Below are 18,491 nucleotides of genomic sequence, written 5' to 3'. Positions count from 1 at the left end.
TCACGCCCGCGGATGGGCGTTGCGGTAGACGTCGAGGATGTGCGCGGCATCGACCGCGGTATAGATCTGGGTGGAACTCAGCGAGGCATGGCCGAGCAGCTCCTGCAACATGCGCAGGTCCGCGCCACGGCCGAGCAGATGCGTCGCGAAGCTGTGGCGCAGCGCGTGCGGCGTGGTCCGCGCCGACAGCCCCAGCCGCGCCCGCGCCGCGCGCACCGATTTGCGGATCACGCCGGGCGACAGCGCCCCTCCCCTTGCCCCGCGGAACAGCGGCGCCAGGCGATCCGCCGGCCACGGCGACTGTGCGACATACGCCTCGATCGCGCTGCGGACCTGGGGCAGCAGCGGCACGACCCGGGTCTTGTCGCGCTTGCCGGTGACGACCAGCGTCGCGCCGAGCGGCAGCGCCCGCCCGGTCAGCGCGAGCGCCTCGCCGATCCGCAGGCCGGCGCCGTAGAGCAGCATCAGCAGCGCCCAGTCGCGCGCGCCGATCCACGGCTCCGCGGCGTCTTCCGCGACATCGTCCGCCAGCGCCACCGCCTCGTCGGGTGAGATCGGCCGCGGTAGCCCCTTCTTCACCCGCGGGCCGCGCAGCCGCGGCAGATCCGCCTCGGGCACGGCCCACGCCAGGAACGCCCGCACCGCCGACAGCTCACGCGCCGCCGACGCATTGGTCAGCCCTTCCCCGCGGCGCCGCGCCAAATAGGCGCGCAGGTCGGTCGCCGACACCGCCGCCAGCCCGTCGCGATCGGCCGCCCGCCGCGCGTCGCCCCAATGACCGGCAAGGAACGCGATCAGCCGCTCGGCCGTGGCACGATAGGCGCGTGCGGTGTGCACGGAACGCCGACGATCGCGCACCAGATGCTGGGCGAACAGGATGGGCAGCGGGGTCGTCACAGGGCCACGCTAGGGTCCTCGATCGCGAAAAGCGAGCGACCCCTCGGTTTCTACTTAACACCGATGGAATCTTGGATATGGTGGGATATGTTGCCGATATCCGCTCGCATGTTCGACACCGAAGAAGGTCGCCGGTTGGCCGCGCTTTATGCGCTCGACCTGCTCGATACGCCCCCGGAGGCAGAGTTCGACGCGATCGTCACGCTCGCCACGCATCTGCTCGGCAAGCAGGCCGCGGTGCTGTCGCTGATCGATCAGGGTCGCCACTGGATCAAGGCGCGCAGCGACACCGGCGCGATCGGAACGTCCGGGCTGCGCATCCTGTGCGATGATCTGATCCAGGGTCAGGAAATGACGATCATCGAGGATGCCGCGGCCGATCCGCGCTTTTATACCGACGCGCGGCTGATGGCCGACGGCATCCGCTTCTATGCGGGCGTGCCGCTCTACGCCCCAGGCGCCGACGGCAGCATCCAGCCGGTCGGCACGCTATGCGTCGCCGATCCGAACCCCGGACGGCTCGATCAGGACAGCATCGGCGCGCTGCAACGCCTCGCGATTCTTGCCCAATCGCTGCTCACCGCCCGCCTGGCCGCGCGCTCCGCGCTCGATCTGGCGACGCTCGCCAAACGCCAGGCGACCGACCTGCTGCGCAAGGACCAGACCTTCAGCCAGGCCGAGACGATGGCGAAGATCGGATCGTGGCGCTATGTGCCCGCCACTGGGGACATCCAGTGGTCGGAGGGCGTCTTCCAGATCCACGGTCTCCCGCCGGGGGACCGCGCGGCGATCGATGGGCTGCTGGCGCGCTACCCGCGCAACCTGCGCCGGCTGCTCTATCGCGCCGCTCGCGCCTCGCTGCGCACCGGCGAGCCGTTCGAGATCGAGGTCGATTTCGTCGATGCCGAGGGCGACCGTCGCCGCATCCGGGCGATCGGCGCGCCGGAGATCACCCTCGACAACCCGGTCGCGCTGATCGGGCTGTTACAGGATATCACCGACCGGCACCGGATGGAGGAACGGCTACGTCGCACCGCCGATCGCGACGACCTGACCGGCATCGCCAATCGCGCCGCGTTCGACCGCGTGCTCGGCGCCGCGATCGCCCAGCCGCTATGCAACCGCGCGCCGCTGATGCTCGCGGTCGTCGATCTCGATTGCTTCAAGGAGGTCAACGACACGCTAGGCCACCGCGCCGGTGACGACGTGCTCCGCGCGGTCGGGCGACGGCTTCGCGAACCCTGGTTGCGGGGCAGCTACGCGGCGCGGATCGGCGGCGACGAATTCGCGCTGATCGTCGATCATCCCGGGCTGCTCGCGGATCCGGCGGCGTTCGTCCAGCGCCTGGAACACGAACTCTGCGTGCCGGTGACCGCGGGCAAGATCACGATCGCGACATCGGGCACGGTCGGCACCGCGACGCTGACCGATCACGACAATGTCCGCGACTTCGTCCATGCGGCGGATACCGAGCTCTACGCCGCGAAGCGACGGCGGATCGGCAACCGCCGGCGCACCGATCGCCACAGCGGCCCCCCGCGGCGACAGGTCGCGGCGGAATAGCGGTTCACCCGGGCGCTCCTGCGCCCCATATGGACGGCAATGTCACGCGCCCGCGTCCTCGTCCTGAACTCCGCCCTCGGCCCGCTCGACTACCGCGTGCCCCATGGCATGGCGGTCGAGCCCGGATCGGTCGTGGTCGCGCCGCTCGGGCCGCGCCAGCTGCTCGGCGTCGTCTGGGAACCCGATTACATGCCCTCGGACGCGGAGGTCGGCGACAACCGCCTCCGCCCGCTGCTCGCCGTCGCCGACGTGCCGCCGCTCGGCGCCGCACTCCGCCGGTTGGTCGAATGGACCGCGGCCTATTACCTCGCGCCGCCCGCCAGCGTGGTGCGGATGAGCCTCGCCTCCACCTCGGCGCTGGAGGGCGCGCGCACCGTCACCGAATACCGGATCGGCGGCACGATCCCGGCGCGGCTCACCCCACAGCGCGAACAGGCGCTGGCGCGGATCGGCGATCGCCAGGGGCTGATCCGTGAACTGGCGACCGCGGCCGACGTGTCCGACGCGGTGATCCGCGGCCTGGTGAAATGCGGGGCGATCGAGGCGGTCGAGGTGGACATCGACAGCCCCTATCCCCGCCCGGACCCCGCGTTCGGCCCGCCGATGCTATCGGACCAGCAGCGCGACGCCGCCGACACGCTGGTCGCGGCGGTGGCGGCGCGCGCGTTCCAGCCGACCTTGCTCGACGGCGTCACCGGATCGGGCAAGACCGAGGTCTATTTCGAGGCGATCGCCGAGGCGATCCGCGCCGGCCGCCAGACCATCGTGCTGCTGCCCGAGATCGCGCTGACGGAGCCCTTCCTGAAGCGCTTCCACGATCGCTTCGGGTGCGAGCCGGTGGCGTGGCATTCGGGCTTGCGGTCGACCCAGCGCCGCCGCGCCTGGCGCGCCATCGCCAGCGGCGAGGCGCTGGTGACGGTCGGCGCACGGTCGGCGCTGTTCCTGCCCTACCGCAACCTCGGCCTGATCGTGGTCGACGAGGCGCACGAGACCAGCTTCAAGCAGGAGGACGGCGTGCATTACCACGCGCGCGACGTTGCGGTGATGCGCGGCAAGTTCGAAGCCTGCCCGGTGATCCTTGCCTCGGCCACCCCCGCGATCGAGACGCGCCAGCAGGTCGCGCTCGGTCGCTATGCCGAGCTGAAGCTGCCGGCACGGTTCGGCAGTGCGGAGCTGCCGACGATCGAGGCGATCGACCTGATCGAACATCCGCCCGAACGCGGCCGCTGGCTCGCGCCCAAGCTGGTCGCGGCGCTCGGCGAGACGCTGGAGCGCCGGGAGCAGGCGTTGCTGTTCCTCAACCGTCGCGGCTACGCACCGCTGACGCTGTGCCGGACCTGCGGACATCGTTTCCAATGCCCCAACTGCACGGCCTGGATGGTGGAGCACCGCCTCACCCGGCGGCTCGCCTGCCACCATTGCGGGCACATCGAGCCGGTCCCCCGGCTCTGCCCGGAGTGCAAGAACGAGGATACGCTGGTCGCCTGCGGCCCCGGCGTCGAGCGCATCGCCGACGAGGTCACCGCGCTGTTCCCCGCGGCCAAGGTGGCAGTGGTCACCTCCGACACGATCTGGTCCCCCGCCAAGGCCGCGGAGTTCGTCGGGCGGATGGAGGCGGGCGACATCGACATCGTCGTGGGCACGCAATTGGTGACGAAGGGATACCACTTTCCCAACCTCACGCTGGTCGGCGTGGTGGATGCCGATCTCGGGCTCGAAGGCGGCGACCTGCGCGCGGCGGAGCGGACCTTCCAGCAGATCCGCCAGGTATCGGGCCGCGCCGGCCGCGGCGAGAAGCCTGGCCACGTCTATATCCAGACCCACAGCCCCAAGGCGCAGGTGATGCGGGCGCTGATCACCGGCGACGCCGACGCGTTCTACGAAGCCGAAACCGACGCCCGCAAGGACGCCGGCGCGCCACCGTTCGGCCGCTACGCCGCGATCGTGGTGTCCTCGGAGGACCAGGCCTGCGCGAACGACACTGCCAAGCTGGTAGGACGCACCGCGCCGCTGGTCGACGGCATGGCCGTCTACGGCCCCGCCCCTGCCCCGCTCGCGATGCTACGCGGCAGACACCGCTACCGCCTGCTCGTTCACGCCCGCCGCGCGCTGGACGTGCAGGACGTGATCCGCGACTGGCTCGGCGCGCTGGACTGGCCTGCCAAGGTGCGGGTCACGGTGGATGTTGATCCGTATAGTTTTTTGTGATGATGGGTGCGGCGAGTTTGCCGACCGCCCCGATCTGTCGCCCCTTCGCCCAACCCAGCGTGTGCTCCCGCGAAGGCGGGAGCCCAGTACTGGGTACCCGCCTTTGCGGGGACACATGGGGGGTAGATGTTCCGCGGGAACTGATGCCAACGCTCCCTCGAAGCGAGGTGGGGTACGAACACCGCTACCCGACCCTCACCACCACCCCGGCGAAGGCCGGGGCCCAATTGGTAGACGCTCTTGGCTCAGCGTAGCACCATCCAAGCGGCGTGTCTGAACTGGGCCCCGGCCTTCGCCGGGGTGGCGCTTAGAGGGTTTCGCGGCTCCAGTAGGCAAGGACTCGGGCGGACGGTTAGCCCCGCCCTACTCCGCCTGTTCGGCCAGCACCGTCAGCCCGGCCGCGTTCACCTCGGCGAAGCCGCCCTGGATCGCGATCGTCTCGGGCGTGGAGTTCTGCGTGGCGTAGATCGACAACGCCCCGTCGCGCACCGTCGACATCACCGGCGCATGGCCCTCGAGCACACCGAAGTCGCCCTCGGTGCCCGGCACCACGACCATATACACCTCTTCCGAGCGCACCAGGCGCTCGGGGGTGACCAGCTCGAAGCGCAGCATTACGCCTCCTGCGCCATCTTCTCGGCCTTGGCGATCACCTCGTCGATGCCGCCGACCATGTAGAACGCGCTCTCCGGCAAGTGATCGTATTCGCCGTCGACTACCGCCTTGAACGACTTGACGGTATCCTCGACCGCGACGAACTTGCCGCTGATGCCGGTGAAGACCTCCGCGACGTGGAACGGCTGCGACAGGAACTTCTGGATCTTGCGCGCGCGCGTCACCGTCAGCTTATCTTCCTCCGACAGCTCGTCCATGCCCAGGATCGCGATGATGTCCTGGAGCGACTTGTAGCGCTGGAGCAGCGATTGGACCGCACGCGCGGTGTCGTAATGCTCCTGGCCAACGACCCGCGGTTCGAGCACGCGCGACGTCGAATCGAGCGGATCGACCGCCGGGTAGATGCCCAGCTCCGAAATCGCGCGATTAAGCACCGTGGTCGCGTCCAGATGGGCGAACGACGTCGCCGGCGCCGGATCGGTGAGATCGTCGGCGGGCACGTACACCGCCTGCACCGACGTGATCGACCCCTTGTTGGTCGAGGTGATCCGCTCCTGCAGCGCGCCCATGTCGGTCGACAGTGTGGGCTGATAGCCCACCGCCGACGGAATACGGCCGAGCAGCGCCGACACTTCGGCGCCAGCCTGAGTGAAGCGGAAGATGTTGTCGACGAAGAACAGCACGTCCTGGCCCTCGACGTCGCGGAAATATTCGGCGATCGTCAGGCCCGACAGCGCGACGCGGGCGCGCGCCCCCGGCGGCTCGTTCATCTGGCCGAACACCAGCGCGACCTTCGATCCCTCCGACTGCGGATTGCCGTCGGCATCCTTGGCGATGACGCCCGCGTCGAGGAACTCGTGGTACAGATCGTTGCCCTCGCGGGTCCGCTCGCCGACGCCGGCGAACACGCTGGTGCCGCCATGCCCCTTGGCGATGTTGTTGATCAACTCCTGGATCAGCACGGTCTTGCCGACCCCGGCGCCGCCGAACAGGCCGATCTTGCCGCCCTTCGCATAAGGCGCGAGCAGGTCGATGACCTTGATCCCGGTGACCAGGATCGAGCTTTCGGTCGACTGGTCGACGAACAGCGGCGCGCTGGCGTGGATCGGCGAGGTCGTCTCGGCATTCACCGGACCGCGCTCGTCGATCGGCTCGCCGATGACGTTGAGGATGCGGCCGAGCGTCATCGGGCCGACCGGCACGCGGATCTGCGAGCCCGTATCGCGGACGTTCTGCCCGCGGGTCAGCCCCTCGGTCGCGTCCATCGCGATGGTGCGGACGGTGTTCTCGCCCAGATGCTGCGCAACTTCGAGCACCAGGCGGTTGCCGTTGTTGTCGGTCTCGAGCGCCGACAGGATCGCCGGGAGATTGTCCGGAAAATGCACGTCGACCACCGCGCCGATCACCTGAGAGATCGTGCCGATGTTGTTGGTCATGCCCTCGGTCGGGCGGATGTCTTCAGCGGCGGTTGCCATTGCGGTTCTTCCTGCTTTTGGAATTTAGAGGGCTTCGGCGCCCGAGATGATTTCCACGAGTTCGGTCGTGATCGCGGCCTGGCGGGTGCGGTTGTACTCGATCGACAGGCGGTTGATCATGTCGCCCGCGTTGCGCGTGGCGTTGTCCATCGCGTTCATCCGGCTGCCCTGCTCCGACGCCGCATTCTCCAGCATCGCACGGAATATCTGGATCGCGACGTTGCGCGGCAACAGGTCGGCGAGGATGGTCTCCTCGTCGGGCTCGTATTCGACCGCGGCGACGTTGCCGCCCGCGGGCGCCGCGTCGACGGGAATCGCGACCGGAATGATCTGCATGCCGACCGGCACCTGCACCAGCGCCGAGACGAACTTGGCGTAGAACAGGTGGGCGATGTCGAACTCGCCCGCCTCGAACCGCGCGACGAGATCCTGGGCAAGGCCCTGCGCATCGCTGAACGCGACCTTCTTGATCCCGCCGAGCTCATAGTCGTTGGCGACCTGGGTCGGATAGAAGCGCCTGAGCACGCGCCCCTTCTTGCCCGCCAGATAGAAGCGCACGGTCTTGCCCGCGGCCTCCAGCTCTTCCGCCTTCTTGCGCGCCGCCCGGACGATGTTGGTGTTGAACGCCCCCGCCAGCCCGCGCTCGGAGGTCGCGACGACGATCAGGTGCACCTGGTCCTTGCCGGTGCCCGCCAGCAGCTTCGGGCTGCTTTCGCTGACCGTGACGGTCGAGGCGAGGCTCGCCATCACGCGCTCCAGCCGCTCCGCATAAGGGCGACCGGCGACCGCCGCCTCCTGCGCGCGGCGCAACTTGGCGGCGGCGACCATCTTCATCGCCTTGGTGATCTTCTGCGTCGACTTCACCGAGCCGATGCGGATCTTGAGGGCCTTCAGGGATGCCATCTTCTGCCTTTTCGTGCTCCTGCGCGGGCAGGAACCCAGGATAATCTAGCGAGCCGTCCGTGGCTCTGGGCTCCTGCTTTCGCAGGAGCACCGGATCGCCTTACGCGAAGGTCTTCGCGAACGAGTCGAGCGCGCCCTTCAGCTTGCCCTTCGCATCGTCGCCGAGATCGCGCGTGTCGCGGATCATGCCGAGCACGTCGCTGTGGTTCGCGCGCAGATCGGCGAGCATCGCGTCCTCGTAGCGCGTCACCGCGTCGACCGGCACGGTGTCGAGATACCCCTGCGTGCCCGCGAAGATCGACACCGCCTGCTCCTCGAACGGCATCGGCGCGAACTGCTTCTGCTTCAACAGCTCGGTCAGACGCGCGCCGCGGTTGAGCAGCTTCTGCGTCGAGGCGTCGAGGTCCGACCCGAACTGTGCGAACGCCGCCATCTCGCGGTACTGCGCCAGCTCCAGCTTGATCGAGCCCGAGACCTTCTTCATCGCCTTGGTCTGTGCGGCGGAACCGACGCGGCTCACCGACAGGCCGACGTTGATCGCCGGACGGATGCCGGCGAAGAACAGGTCGGTTTCGAGGAAGATCTGGCCGTCGGTGATCGAGATCACATTGGTCGGGATGTACGCCGAGACGTCGCCCGCCTGCGTCTCGATGATCGGCAGCGCGGTCAGCGAGCCCGAGCCATTGTCCTTGTTCATCTTCGCCGCGCGCTCCAGCAGGCGCGAGTGGAGATAGAACACGTCGCCCGGATAGGCTTCGCGGCCCGGCGGACGGCGCAGCAGCAGCGACATCTGGCGATACGCGACCGCCTGCTTGGACAGATCGTCGTACACGATCAGCGCGTGCATGCCGTTGTCGCGGAAATACTCGCCCATCGCACAGCCGGTATAGGGCGCGAGAAACTGCAGCGGAGCGGGCTCCGACGCGGTCGCCGCGACCACGATCGAATAATCCATCGCGCCGTTTTCGGTCAGCGTCTTGACGATCTGCGCGACGGTCGAGCGCTTCTGCCCGATCGCGACGTAGATGCAGTAGAGCTTCTTGCTCTCGTCATCCCCGGCGTTTGCCGCCTTCTGGTTGATGAACGCGTCGATCGCGACCGCCGACTTGCCGGTCTGGCGATCGCCGATGATCAGCTCGCGCTGGCCGCGGCCGACCGGCACCAATGCGTCGATCGCCTTCAGCCCGGTCTGCACCGGCTCGTGCACGGAGGTGCGCGGGATGATGCCGGGCGCCTTCACCTCGACGCGGCTGCGCTGATCGCTGACGATCGGGCCCTTGCCGTCGATCGGATTGCCGAGACCGTCGACGACGCGCCCGAGCAGACCCTTGCCAACGGGAACGTCGACGATCGTGCCGGTCCGTTTGACGACGTCGCCTTCCTTGATCTCCGAATCCGATCCGAAGATAACGACGCCGACGTTATCGGCCTCGAGGTTCAGCGCCATGCCTTGCACGCCGTTGGAGAACTCGACCATTTCGCCCGCCTGGACGTTGTCGAGCCCGTAGATGCGCGCGATGCCGTCACCGACGCTCAGCACCTGCCCGGTTTCGGAGACTTCCGCCTCCGAGCCGAAATTGGCGATCTGGTCCCTGATGACCTTCGAGATTTCTGCGGCGCGGATATCCATTGTCAGCCCTTCCCAACAGCGTCTGCTGTCAGCCTTTCATTGCGTGCGCGAGTGAGTTCAAACGGGTGCGGATCGACGAATCGATCATCTGGCTGCCGATACGGACGACGAGCCCGCCGAGCAGCTGCGGGTCCACCGACAGATCGACCGCGACGTCGCGGCCGACGCGGGTGCGAAGCTGCTGCTTCAGCGCCGCGACCTGATCGTCGTCGAGCGGATGCGCGGAGACTACCTCGGCGGTGGTCTCGCCGCGATGCTGAGCGGCGAGCGTTCGGAACGCGCGGACGATCTTGGGCAGATCGCCCAGCCGGCGGTTCTGCGCGAGCACGCCGAGGAAATTGCGCGTGGTCGGATCGATCCCGAGCGAGTCCGCGCTCGCCGACACCGCCTTCGCGGCATCGGTGCGCGAGACCAGCGGGCTGGTCGTCAGCGTCTTGAAATCGGGCGATTGCGCGAGCGCGTCACGCACCGTGGCGAGGCTCGCCTCGACCGCGTCGATGCTCTTCGATTCGCGGGCGAGCTCGAATAGCGCCAGCGCATACCTGCCGCCTAAGCTCGCTTGAATACCGCCGGATGTCTCCACGCGATCGAAGTCCTCGTTCTCAACGGTTGATCCCGGACCGGCGGAGACAGCGCCTCCAGCCGATCGCTTGCCCCATGCGAACAGGTGCGCAGCGAGTGCGCGTCCGATGGGTGCCGGGCGGTTAGCATCGGGGCCGGATCGATGCAAGCCGTGCGACCCCCACCCCCGGTTCGGACCCAGCCGCTTGGCGAACCCGCACCCGCGGGTTACTCGGCCGCCAGCGAACCAAGGAGACGACGACGTGGCGAACGGCAGCATGGAAACGATGACGATGGCCGATGGCGCCGCGGTCGCGGTGTATCACGTCCATCCCGCGGGCGAACGCCGCGGCGGGCTGGTGCTGGTGCAGGAGATCTTCGGGATCACCGATCACATCCGCGAACTGTGCGACGATTATGCCGGCGACGGCTACGAGGTGCTCGCTCCCGCATTGTTCGACCGCGAGCATCCGGGGTTCGAGGCCGATTATACCGGCGACGGTTTCGCCGAGGCAGTGCGGCTGGCCCGCGAGGCGCATCCCTTCGCGCTGTCGCTGGCCGATGTGCAGACCTGCATCGACGCGCTGGCGCCCGCCGGCCCGGTGTTCGTGGTCGGCTATTGCTACGGCGGTTCGGTCGCCTGGTTCGCGGCGACCCAGCTGACCGGCGTCGCCGCCGCCAGCGGCTATTATGGCAGCCTGATTCCCGGCGCCGCCGACCAGGAGCCGAAGGTTCCGGTGATCCTGCACTTCGGCCGCTACGACACCGGCATCCCGATGGAGGGCGTCGAACAGGTTGCAGCCAAGGACTGGCCGAACGCCACCGTTCATGTCTACGACGCCGGCCACGGCTTCAATTCGGACCGCCGCAAGGATTACCACGAACCGAGCGCCGACCTGGCGAAGGAACGCACCCTGGCACTGTTCCACGCGAACGGCGGGTGAGGCGGGAGGCGGGGCGGTCCTCCAGCCCCCCCCCCGTAATTCTATGCTACCCCGGCGAAGGCCGGGGCCCAGCTACACCGGCTCCCGCAACGACGGTCAGCGCGCAATTACCTTCTACCCCCGACTGGGCTCCGGCCGCCGGGGTACGAGGATGGGGCAAAGCTTACGCCCTCACTCCCCCTTCTCCTCACCCGCCGTATCAAGCGCCTTCAGCGCCTCGGCGACCGCGGCGGGATCCTTCAGCGTGTCGACCATCGCGAGCAGCTTCGCCGCCGGATTGTCAGGCGCGGCGTGCGGATCGAACGCGAGCGGGCGGAGATAGGTGCGCGCCGCCGCGGTGTCGCCCTCGGTCAGCTTCTGCCGTACCAGCAACATCCTCAGATAGCCGTCCTGCGGGATCAGCTCGAACGCGCGTTCGAGCCCCTTGGCGGCGCTGGCGGAGGGTGTCTGGTCCGCCATCTGGAAGCTCTGGTAGAACAGCACCAGCGGCGCGGCACCGTTCGGGTCGACCCGGTTCGCCTTGATGATCCAGCTCCGCGCCTCCGCCCAGACCTTCTTGTCGGTGGACTTGGCGGTCTCCGCGCGGCGTAGCCGGACCTGCGCCTTGTAGAGCAGCGCCTGCACCGATTTGGGATCGGTCGCCAGCGCGCGGTCCGCCGCGGCTTCGGCATTGTCGTCGCGCTTTGCGTCGAATGCCATCTCCGCGAGCCAGGATTGCGCCAGCGCATCCTCGGGCAGCCGCGCGACCGCCGCCGCCGCCTTGGCGTAGAGCGGCAGCGCGGTGGTGTCGTTCACCCCGCGAACCGACCGCTCGCGGAACGGCATCAGCGCGCGTGCCGCCGGGGGCAGCGAACTGACGGTGACGTTGATCGCGGGCAGCGTCGAATACGGGATCGCCACCGCCGGCAGCGTGTTCGCGCCCAGATAGCGGTCGAGCTCGCGATCGAGCTTCTTGAGGTCGCCGAACGCCTTGGTTGCCGCCTCGATCGGCGGCGTGCCGGTATTGATCAGCTTCAGATACTCGGTGAACTTGGCGTGCCGCGCGCTGTCGAACGTCACCCAATGCGTCATCAGCCAGCCGCGGCCGTACAGCGCCTCCCGCTCGACGTCCGACAGCTTGTACGGTCGCGGATCGAGCAGCCGCTGGATGCTGATCCCGGTGGTCTGGGTCAGGCCATAGGCACGGTGCTGCGCCGCGACCCCGATCATCGCCGACGTCTTGTCGAACCGGGTCGTCGAGACGAACTCCGCATAGCCTTCGCTGAACCAGCTCGGATAGGCGATCGTCGAATTGCCGAGCAGCAGGTGATGGCCATATTCATGGAACAGCACGAGCTGCGGCTGCAGGCTGCCGGCGTCGCCGCGCGCCGGGGTGAACGCCACCGATCCGCTCGCGCGCGGCACGTAGAAGCCGGCGATCCCCCGATCATTGCCGTAGAGCCGCTGGACCGCGTCGCTGTTCGGCAGGACGAACACGGTCAGCGGGTTGCTCGCCTGCCCGTCGACCTGCTCGAGCTTGTGGAGCCGGCGCACCAGCGCGTCGAACCGTTCCAGCCGGGTTGCGAGATCGCGGATCCCCGCCTCGCTGTCGTCGGCATAGACGATGAAGTGCGACGATCGCGCCTGACGCCATTCCGCCGACGCGGTACCGCTTGCCATCGCCGCAACTGCGGCCAGCATGCTCGTGCCTTTGGCGAACCATGACATCATCTATGCGACTCCCCCGCGTCAACTTGGCCGACGTCGGCGCGCTTTGTCAAAGACTTGTCGTTGCCGGACGAAGTATGCGCGTGGTTTGATCGCAAGTCCCGGGGTGCGGCCACGCAATCGGCGGGCTAGACGGGGCGAATGGAGACCCCTGCCCCCCTCGACGAGACCCCCGCCCCCCTTGACGAGAGCAGCGCCTGGGCTGCGTTCGCGGCGCGCGATCGGAATCAGGACGGGCGTTTCGTCGTCGCGGTGCGAACCACCGGCATCTATTGCAAGCCGAGCTGCCCGGCGCGGCACCCCCGGCGCGAGAACGTGGCGTTCCACGCCGATCCCGCCTCCGCCCGCGCCGCTGGCTTTCGCGCCTGCCTGCGCTGCAAGCCCGACGAGGTGGGGCGCGACCGGGTCGCGGTGGGGGCGGCGCTCGCGCTGCTGGCGACCGAGGACGCCCTGGTTGGGCTCGACGCGCTCGCCGCGCGGGTCGGCTATGCCCCGCATCATTTCCACCGGTTGTTCAAACGCGCGACCGGCGTGACCCCCGCCGCCTATGCCCGCGGCCTGCGCAGCGCGCGCGCTGCGGACGCCCTGTCGAAGGAGAGCAACGTGACCGACGCGATCTACCAAGCCGGCTATTCGGCGCCCAGCCGCTTCTACGCAGACGGCGCCCGGCGGCTCGGCATGGCGCCGAGCGCCTGGGCCAATGGCGGCGCCGGGGAGACGATCCGCTGGACCGTCGTCGACACCAGCCTCGGCGCGATGTTCGTCGCGGCGACCGCGCGGGGCCTGTGCCGCGTCTCGTTCGACGAGGACGAGGGCGCGCTACGGGCTCGTTTTCCTGCCGCCGAGATCGTCCCCGGCGACGCCGCGCTCGCCGATCTGGCGGCCAGTGTCGTCGCGGCGGTGGAGTCGCCCGATCGCGATCATGATCTGCCGCTGGACGTGCGCGGCACCGCCTTCCAGGAGGCGGTGTGGCAGGCGCTACGGACGATTCCGCGCGGCGAGACCCGCACCTACAGCGAACTCGCCGCGATCGCGGGCAATCCCGGCGCGGTCCGTGCCGCTGGATCGGCCTGCGGGCGCAACCCGGTCTCGATCGTCATCCCCTGCCACCGTGCACAACGGACCGACGGCACGCTGGGCGGCTACGCCTATGGGCTCGATCGCAAGCGAACGCTGCTGGCGCGCGAGGCTCAGTCCGCCGATCGGCAGGAATAAACCAGCTTCTCGTTGGGCAACGGCGGCAACGCCGCGCGGACCGCGGCCTGCTGCTGCGTCAGCCGGTCGAGCGGCACCGGATCGATCGTGCAGCTCTTGGGTGTCCCCGTCACCCGCAGCTTGCGCATCGCCTCCATCGCGGCGGCCGACAGCAGGTAGCGCGTATTCGAATAGGTCCGGGTCGCGGGATCGAACGACAGCAACGATACCGTCTGCTCGACATCGGGCACCAGGACCCGGTCCCACCGCCCGTTCGCCTGCAGATACTGCGTACGGTCGTTCATGCACCCCGCGCGGTTCCAGGTCAGCGGCACGTCGGTGGTGGGGGAGATGGTCACCCGGCTGCGCTCGGGCTGGAACACGCACAGCAGCCGCCCCGCGGGCAGGTCCTGCACGCGCACCGTCGACGCCGGCATGTCCGCGACCTTCACCTCGCCCGAAGGCCGCAACACGAACACCACGATCGCCGCGATCACCCCCACGACGCCAGCCACCGCCGCCCAGATCGCCCCGCGCCGCTCGCCGCGCGATTCGAGCAGCCCGGCGCCGCCGATCACCAGCGCTCCCGCTACCAGCAGCAACCCCGCTATCGCCATCACGTTCTCGCGCGCATGCTCCGCGGCATCGCGCGCCCGCGCGAGCGCATCCTCCCGGTCCGCCTGTGCCCGCGCCGCGGCATCGCGCCGCGCACCCGCGGCGTCGGCCTGTGCGCGCGCCTCCACCGCGGCATCGTCGCGCAGCCGTTCCTCGATCGAGGTGCAGGCGGTGCCGACCGTCGCGAACTCCTGCTTGGCCTCGCGCAGGAACGCCGCGACCTCGGTATCCGCGATCGCAAAGCCGAAGGTCGAGTCCCCTTCCTCGCCGCGAGTGATCGCCGAGTTGATCCCGATCACCCGACCGCAGCGATCGAGCAACGGCCCGCCGGAATTGCCACGCGCGATGCTGGCGGTATGGAGCAGCACCTCGATGCCGGTCAGGCTGCGCCGTCCCGAGAAGACGCCCTCGCTGCGCACCGGCGACATCGGACGGATGTAATCCGCGGCCGACCGCGCGGTGGCGAGATCGACGTTGCCCGGATAGCCGAGCGCCACCACTGCATCGCCCTCGGTCACCGGGCCGGTATAGAAGGCCGCGGCGGGTAGCCCCGCGCCCGCGAACTCGATCAGCGCCAGGTCGCGCTGCGAATCATACGCGATTACCTTGCCTTGGTACGATTTGGTGCCCTCCGACGGCACCACCCCGATCAGGACATTGTCGGGATAGCGTTCCGCCAGCTCCATCACGTGCGCGTTGGTGACGACGCGGTTCGGCGAGACGGCGACGCCGCTGCCATGCCCGAACCCGACCACCTTGTCGTCGACGACCGCGATCGTCACCACGCGCACGACGCCGCGCCCGGTCGCCGAGATATCGTCGGCGGCAGCAGGCACCGTCCACGCCAAAAGGGCCAGCGCCACGAGGAACCGCGGGATCATCCCGCCCCCATCGTCGAGGGCGCCGGGTTGGGCAAGCGGGTTCGGGTTCCAGCCCCCTTCACCTCCCAACATTTGGTTAGTCAAATCTCAAACTCTCACCCCTACCCCTCGACCGATCTTGAAAGGTGCCATGGCATGAGTGCGTTCGGACGTCGCAGTGGAGTGGGGAGCGGGCAGTCGAGCCGTCCGGCGTTCGGCGTCGCCCGCCCGATGCAGGGCGGCGGTGGCCAGCGGCCCGACGGCGACGCCGGCGGTTCGCAATTTCCGCCGATCGAATCGTTGCCGATGCCGGGCGAGACCCCCGCGCCGTCGCTCGACAATGGCAGCGGCATCATGGGCGTCACCACCGGCGACGCGATGCAGCGGCTCACCGAGCGGCAGAACGCCAGCGGCGATGCCGGCAACAGCCGCGTCGAGGGTTTCGAAAGCTCGATCCACAAGATCAAGGAACAGGTGCTTCCGCGCCTGCTCGAACGCGTCGACCCGGAGGCCGCGGCGACGCTCGGCAAGGACGAGCTCGCCGAGGAATTCCGCCCGATCATCGGCGAGGTGCTCGCCGAGCTGAAGCTGACGCTCAACCGCCGCGAACAGTTCGCGCTGGAAAAGGTGCTGGTCGACGAACTGCTCGGGCTCGGGCCGCTCGAGGAGCTGCTCGCCGATCCGTCGATTTCCGACATCATGGTCAACGGCCCCGAACAGACCTTCATCGAACGCAAGGGCAAACTCGAACTCGCGCAGATCCAGTTCCGCGACGAGGAGCATCTGTTCCAGATCGCGCAGCGCATCTGCAACTCGGTCGGCCGCCGCGTCGACCAGACCACCCCGCTCGCCGACGCCCGCCTGAAGGACGGCAGCCGCGTCAACGTCATCGTGCCCCCGCTGTCCCTGCGCGGCACCGCGATCTCGATCCGTAAATTCTCCGCCAAGCCGATCACGCTCGACATGATGGCGGGCGGCGGGTCGATGAGCCCGAAGATGGCGACCGCGCTGAAGATCGCGGGCGCCAGCCGCTTCAACATCGTCATTTCGGGCGGCACCGGCTCGGGCAAGACGACGATGCTCAACGCCCTGTCGAAGATGATCGACCCCGGCGAGCGCGTGCTGACGATCGAGGACGCCGCCGAACTCCGCCTGCAACAGCCGCATTGGTTGCCGCTCGAGACCCGCCCCGCCAATCTCGAGGGCCAGGGCGAGATCAGCATTCGCGATCTCGTCAAGAACGCACTGCGTATGCGCCCCGATCGCATCATCCTCGGCGAAATCCGCGGCAGCGAGTGTTTCGACATGCTCGCCGCCATGAACACCGGTCACGACGGATCGATGTGTACGCTCCACGCCAACTCCCCGCGCGAGGCGCTCGCGCGAATGGAGAACATGGTGATGATGTCGGACATCAAGGTGCCGAAGGAGGCGATCAGCCGCCAGATCGCGGATTCCGTCGAACTCATCGTCCAGGTCAAGCGCCTCCGCGACGGTTCGCGCCGCGTCACCAACGTCACCGAGGTGATCGGCATGGAAGGCGCGGTGATCGTTACGCAGGAACTCTTCAAGTTCGAATATCTGGACGAGAGCGCCGACGGCAAGATCATCGGCGAATATCGCGCAATGGGGCTGCGCCCCTACACGCTCGACAAGGCCAAGCAATACGGCTTCGACCAGGCGTATCTGGAAGCCTGTCTGTAGAGCCCGACGAGGTGGAGCAGACCCAGTCAGCCTCGTCGTCGTTCCGGAGCCGGCGGACTGTCCACGAAAACTCCTCCGTCACCCCGGGCGCGACCCGGGGTGCCGCTGCACGCTGGGCGATCGAGGCGATGCTCTCACGCGCCCACCCGCTCGCGCTGCTGCTGAGCTTCGCGGCGGTGCTGCGGATCGCCGCGGCGTTCACGCCCGGCTTCCATCATCCCGACGCGATCTATCAATATCTGGAGCCCGCCCACCGGCTGCTGACCGGCGAGGGGCTGATCACCTGGGAGTGGCGGCTCGGCATGCGCAGCTGGCTGCTGCCGACGCTGCTCGCCGCGCCGATGGCGCTCGGCCGCTGGATCGACGCCGCGGGAGACCTGCCGGTGCTGCTGCCGAAGCTCGCTGTCGCACTCGCCTCCTTGTCGATCGTCTGGTCGGCTTGGACGATCGCCGAGCGGCACTCCCGTCAAGCCGGGTGGCTGGCAGGGTTCGTCGCCGCCGGCTGGTTCGAATTCATTCATTTCGCCGCGCAGACGCTGGCCGAGCCGGTCGCGGTCGCCGCCTTTCTTCCCGCCGCCGCACTGCTGACCGCCACCGACCCGCGCCGCCGCGCACTGGTGACCGCCGGCGCGCTGCTCGCGCTCGCCGTCTGCCTGCGTCCGCATTATGCGCCGGCCGCGCTGGCGCTCGTGCTGACGGCACGGCGTGGCGATCTGCTGCGCGCGCTGCCGCCGTTGGTGATCGGCGGCCTGATCGTCGCCGCGATCGGCGGCGCGATCGACCTCTACAATCACGATGTGCCCTTCCTGTGGATGGTCGAGAACATCCGGCAGAACATCGTCGAACATCGTGCCGATGCGTTCGGCGTCGATCCGCCGCTCGCCTTCGTCACGTGGTATCTCACCATGTGGGGCTGGTTCGCGATCCCGATCGTGGTGGGCGTGCGCTTTGGATGGCGACGCTGCGTGCCGCTGCTGGTCGCCGCGGCGGTCAACCTCGTGCTGCACAGCCTGATCGGACACAAGGAATACCGCTTCGTTTTCCTGACCACCGCGTCGCTGGTGATCCTCTCGGCGATCGGCTGGGCGGAACTGCTGCGGCTCGCGGCGCTGCGCTGGCCCGACCGGCGCACGCTGGCAAGCGGGGCGGTGTTCGCCCTGTGGGGCTTGGGCTCGGTGGCGCTGGCGTTCAGCCCGGCAATGACCCGCGCCAAGGCCAATGGCCGGGCCGGAACCCTGTTGTTCGCCGATCTCCGCAACGATCGCGCGGCCTGCGGGGTCGCGGCGGTCGAGGGCGCGACCTTCGCCGACGTTCCCGGCGTCGCGTCGCTGCGGGACGGAGTGCCGTTGTCGGTGTTCGCCGCCTACGACCCGGCATATCGCGGCGGCGATGCTCGGCTTTCGCTGCGGCGGTGGAGCCCAGGCTTCAACCGCATCGTCACCAGCGTGAAGACCGCTTCCCTGCTCCCGCCCGGCTATCGAGCCACGCGCTGCGAGGCGTGGGACGGCACTCGACTCTGTGTCTATACGCGCCCCGGCCGCTGCGCGCCGTCAGCACGCTCGCCGTTCGCCGCCAATGCCGCGCTAGCGCGGTTGAACTTCTAGACCGACTTTGT

At 68.6% G+C, this 18,491-nt stretch carries 14 protein-coding genes; 6 read left to right on the top strand and 8 right to left on the bottom strand.

Going from position 1 to position 18,491, the window contains the following annotated elements:
- The gene (locus tag ACT009_RS16775) at positions 1-897 is read right to left on the bottom strand and encodes a tyrosine recombinase XerC (protein ID WP_445192189.1); all 897 of its coding nucleotides are present in this window, start codon (positions 895-897) and stop codon (positions 1-3) included.
- Positions 898-1,005: 108 nt separating this feature from the next.
- Between ACT009_RS16775 and ACT009_RS16770 the strand changes: the two genes are divergently transcribed.
- Together ACT009_RS16770 and ACT009_RS16765 are read left to right on the top strand one after the other, a co-directional pair.
- Complete coding sequence (locus ACT009_RS16770) at positions 1,006-2,460, top strand: diguanylate cyclase domain-containing protein (protein WP_445192188.1); 1,455 nt, start codon at positions 1,006-1,008, stop codon at positions 2,458-2,460.
- 39 nt (positions 2,461-2,499) lie between these two features.
- Positions 2,500-4,668 (top strand): primosomal protein N', encoded by a 2,169-nt coding sequence (locus tag ACT009_RS16765; RefSeq protein WP_445192187.1) that lies wholly within the window; start codon positions 2,500-2,502, stop codon positions 4,666-4,668.
- A 363-nt stretch (positions 4,669-5,031) separates the two neighbouring features.
- Here ACT009_RS16765 and ACT009_RS16760 read toward each other — a convergent pair whose 3' ends face one another.
- The 5 genes from ACT009_RS16760 to ACT009_RS16740 form a co-directional block, all read right to left on the bottom strand.
- Positions 5,032-5,283: an ATP synthase F1 subunit epsilon gene (locus ACT009_RS16760; RefSeq protein ID WP_445192186.1), complete on the bottom strand. Its 252-nt coding sequence runs from the start codon at positions 5,281-5,283 to the stop codon at positions 5,032-5,034.
- The gene (gene atpD, locus ACT009_RS16755; RefSeq protein WP_445192185.1) at positions 5,283-6,758 is read right to left on the bottom strand and encodes a F0F1 ATP synthase subunit beta; all 1,476 of its coding nucleotides are present in this window, start codon (positions 6,756-6,758) and stop codon (positions 5,283-5,285) included. The genes ACT009_RS16760 and atpD overlap by 1 nt, the downstream gene beginning before the upstream one ends.
- A gap of 24 nt (positions 6,759-6,782) precedes the next feature.
- On the bottom strand, positions 6,783-7,661 hold the full coding sequence (locus ACT009_RS16750) for a F0F1 ATP synthase subunit gamma (RefSeq protein WP_445192184.1): 879 nt from the start codon (positions 7,659-7,661) through the stop codon (positions 6,783-6,785).
- A gap of 100 nt (positions 7,662-7,761) precedes the next feature.
- On the bottom strand, positions 7,762-9,291 hold the full coding sequence (atpA, locus tag ACT009_RS16745; RefSeq protein WP_445192183.1) for a F0F1 ATP synthase subunit alpha: 1,530 nt from the start codon (positions 9,289-9,291) through the stop codon (positions 7,762-7,764).
- 28 nt (positions 9,292-9,319) lie between these two features.
- On the bottom strand, positions 9,320-9,874 hold the full coding sequence (locus tag ACT009_RS16740; protein ID WP_445192182.1) for a F0F1 ATP synthase subunit delta: 555 nt from the start codon (positions 9,872-9,874) through the stop codon (positions 9,320-9,322).
- Between the two features lie 241 nt (positions 9,875-10,115).
- On the opposite strand from ACT009_RS16740, the gene ACT009_RS16735 reads away from it, so the two are divergent.
- Positions 10,116-10,796: a dienelactone hydrolase family protein gene (locus ACT009_RS16735; RefSeq protein ID WP_445192181.1), complete on the top strand. Its 681-nt coding sequence runs from the start codon at positions 10,116-10,118 to the stop codon at positions 10,794-10,796.
- Positions 10,797-10,967: 171 nt separating this feature from the next.
- Here the strand turns inward: ACT009_RS16735 and ACT009_RS16730 are convergent, their stop codons facing one another.
- Positions 10,968-12,506 carry a hypothetical protein gene (locus tag ACT009_RS16730; RefSeq protein ID WP_445192180.1) on the bottom strand — a complete coding sequence of 513 codons (1,539 nt, stop codon included), beginning with the start codon at positions 12,504-12,506 and terminating at the stop codon, positions 10,968-10,970.
- A 138-nt stretch (positions 12,507-12,644) separates the two neighbouring features.
- Between ACT009_RS16730 and ada the strand changes: the two genes are divergently transcribed.
- The gene (gene ada / locus ACT009_RS16725; RefSeq protein WP_445192179.1) at positions 12,645-13,718 is read left to right on the top strand and encodes a bifunctional DNA-binding transcriptional regulator/O6-methylguanine-DNA methyltransferase Ada; all 1,074 of its coding nucleotides are present in this window, start codon (positions 12,645-12,647) and stop codon (positions 13,716-13,718) included.
- Here the strand turns inward: ada and ACT009_RS16720 are convergent.
- Positions 13,694-15,193, bottom strand: coding sequence for a S1C family serine protease (locus ACT009_RS16720; protein WP_445192178.1), 1,500 nt, complete (start codon positions 15,191-15,193; stop codon positions 13,694-13,696). The two genes, ada and ACT009_RS16720, sit on opposite strands and share 25 nt — an antisense overlap.
- A gap of 135 nt (positions 15,194-15,328) precedes the next feature.
- On the opposite strand from ACT009_RS16720, the gene ACT009_RS16715 reads away from it, so the two are divergent.
- Complete coding sequence (locus tag ACT009_RS16715) at positions 15,329-16,876, top strand: CpaF family protein (protein ID WP_445192177.1); 1,548 nt, start codon at positions 15,329-15,331, stop codon at positions 16,874-16,876.
- A gap of 128 nt (positions 16,877-17,004) precedes the next feature.
- A complete protein-coding gene (locus ACT009_RS16710; protein ID WP_445192176.1) occupies positions 17,005-18,480 on the top strand; it encodes a hypothetical protein in 1,476 nt (491 codons plus the stop codon).
- Positions 18,481-18,491: the final 11 nt, after the last annotated feature.

Source organism: Sphingomonas sp. Tas61C01, from assembly GCF_052567495.1.
Note: the sequence above shows the minus strand (reverse complement) of the source record. Positions and strands in the feature narration are given on the sequence as shown.

Bases quoted from the DNA above. Each gene is read 5' to 3' on its own strand.
- ACT009_RS16770 (WP_445192188.1), top strand. From the start codon at position 1,006: ATGTTCGACACCGAAGAAGGTCGCCGGTTGGCCGCGCTTTATGCGCTC.
- ACT009_RS16765 (WP_445192187.1), top strand. From the start codon at position 2,500: ATGTCACGCGCCCGCGTCCTCGTCCTGAACTCCGCCCTCGGCCCGCTC.
- ACT009_RS16760 (WP_445192186.1), bottom strand. From the start codon at position 5,283: ATGCTGCGCTTCGAGCTGGTCACCCCCGAGCGCCTGGTGCGCTCGGAA.
- atpD (WP_445192185.1), bottom strand. From the start codon at position 6,758: ATGGCAACCGCCGCTGAAGACATCCGCCCGACCGAGGGCATGACCAAC.
- ACT009_RS16750 (WP_445192184.1), bottom strand. From the start codon at position 7,661: ATGGCATCCCTGAAGGCCCTCAAGATCCGCATCGGCTCGGTGAAGTCG.
- atpA (WP_445192183.1), bottom strand. From the start codon at position 9,291: ATGGATATCCGCGCCGCAGAAATCTCGAAGGTCATCAGGGACCAGATC.
- ACT009_RS16730 (WP_445192180.1), bottom strand. From the start codon at position 12,506: ATGATGTCATGGTTCGCCAAAGGCACGAGCATGCTGGCCGCAGTTGCG.
- ada (WP_445192179.1), top strand. From the start codon at position 12,645: ATGGAGACCCCTGCCCCCCTCGACGAGACCCCCGCCCCCCTTGACGAG.
- ACT009_RS16720 (WP_445192178.1), bottom strand. From the start codon at position 15,193: ATGATCCCGCGGTTCCTCGTGGCGCTGGCCCTTTTGGCGTGGACGGTG.
- ACT009_RS16715 (WP_445192177.1), top strand. From the start codon at position 15,329: ATGAGTGCGTTCGGACGTCGCAGTGGAGTGGGGAGCGGGCAGTCGAGC.
- ACT009_RS16710 (WP_445192176.1), top strand. From the start codon at position 17,005: ATGCTCTCACGCGCCCACCCGCTCGCGCTGCTGCTGAGCTTCGCGGCG.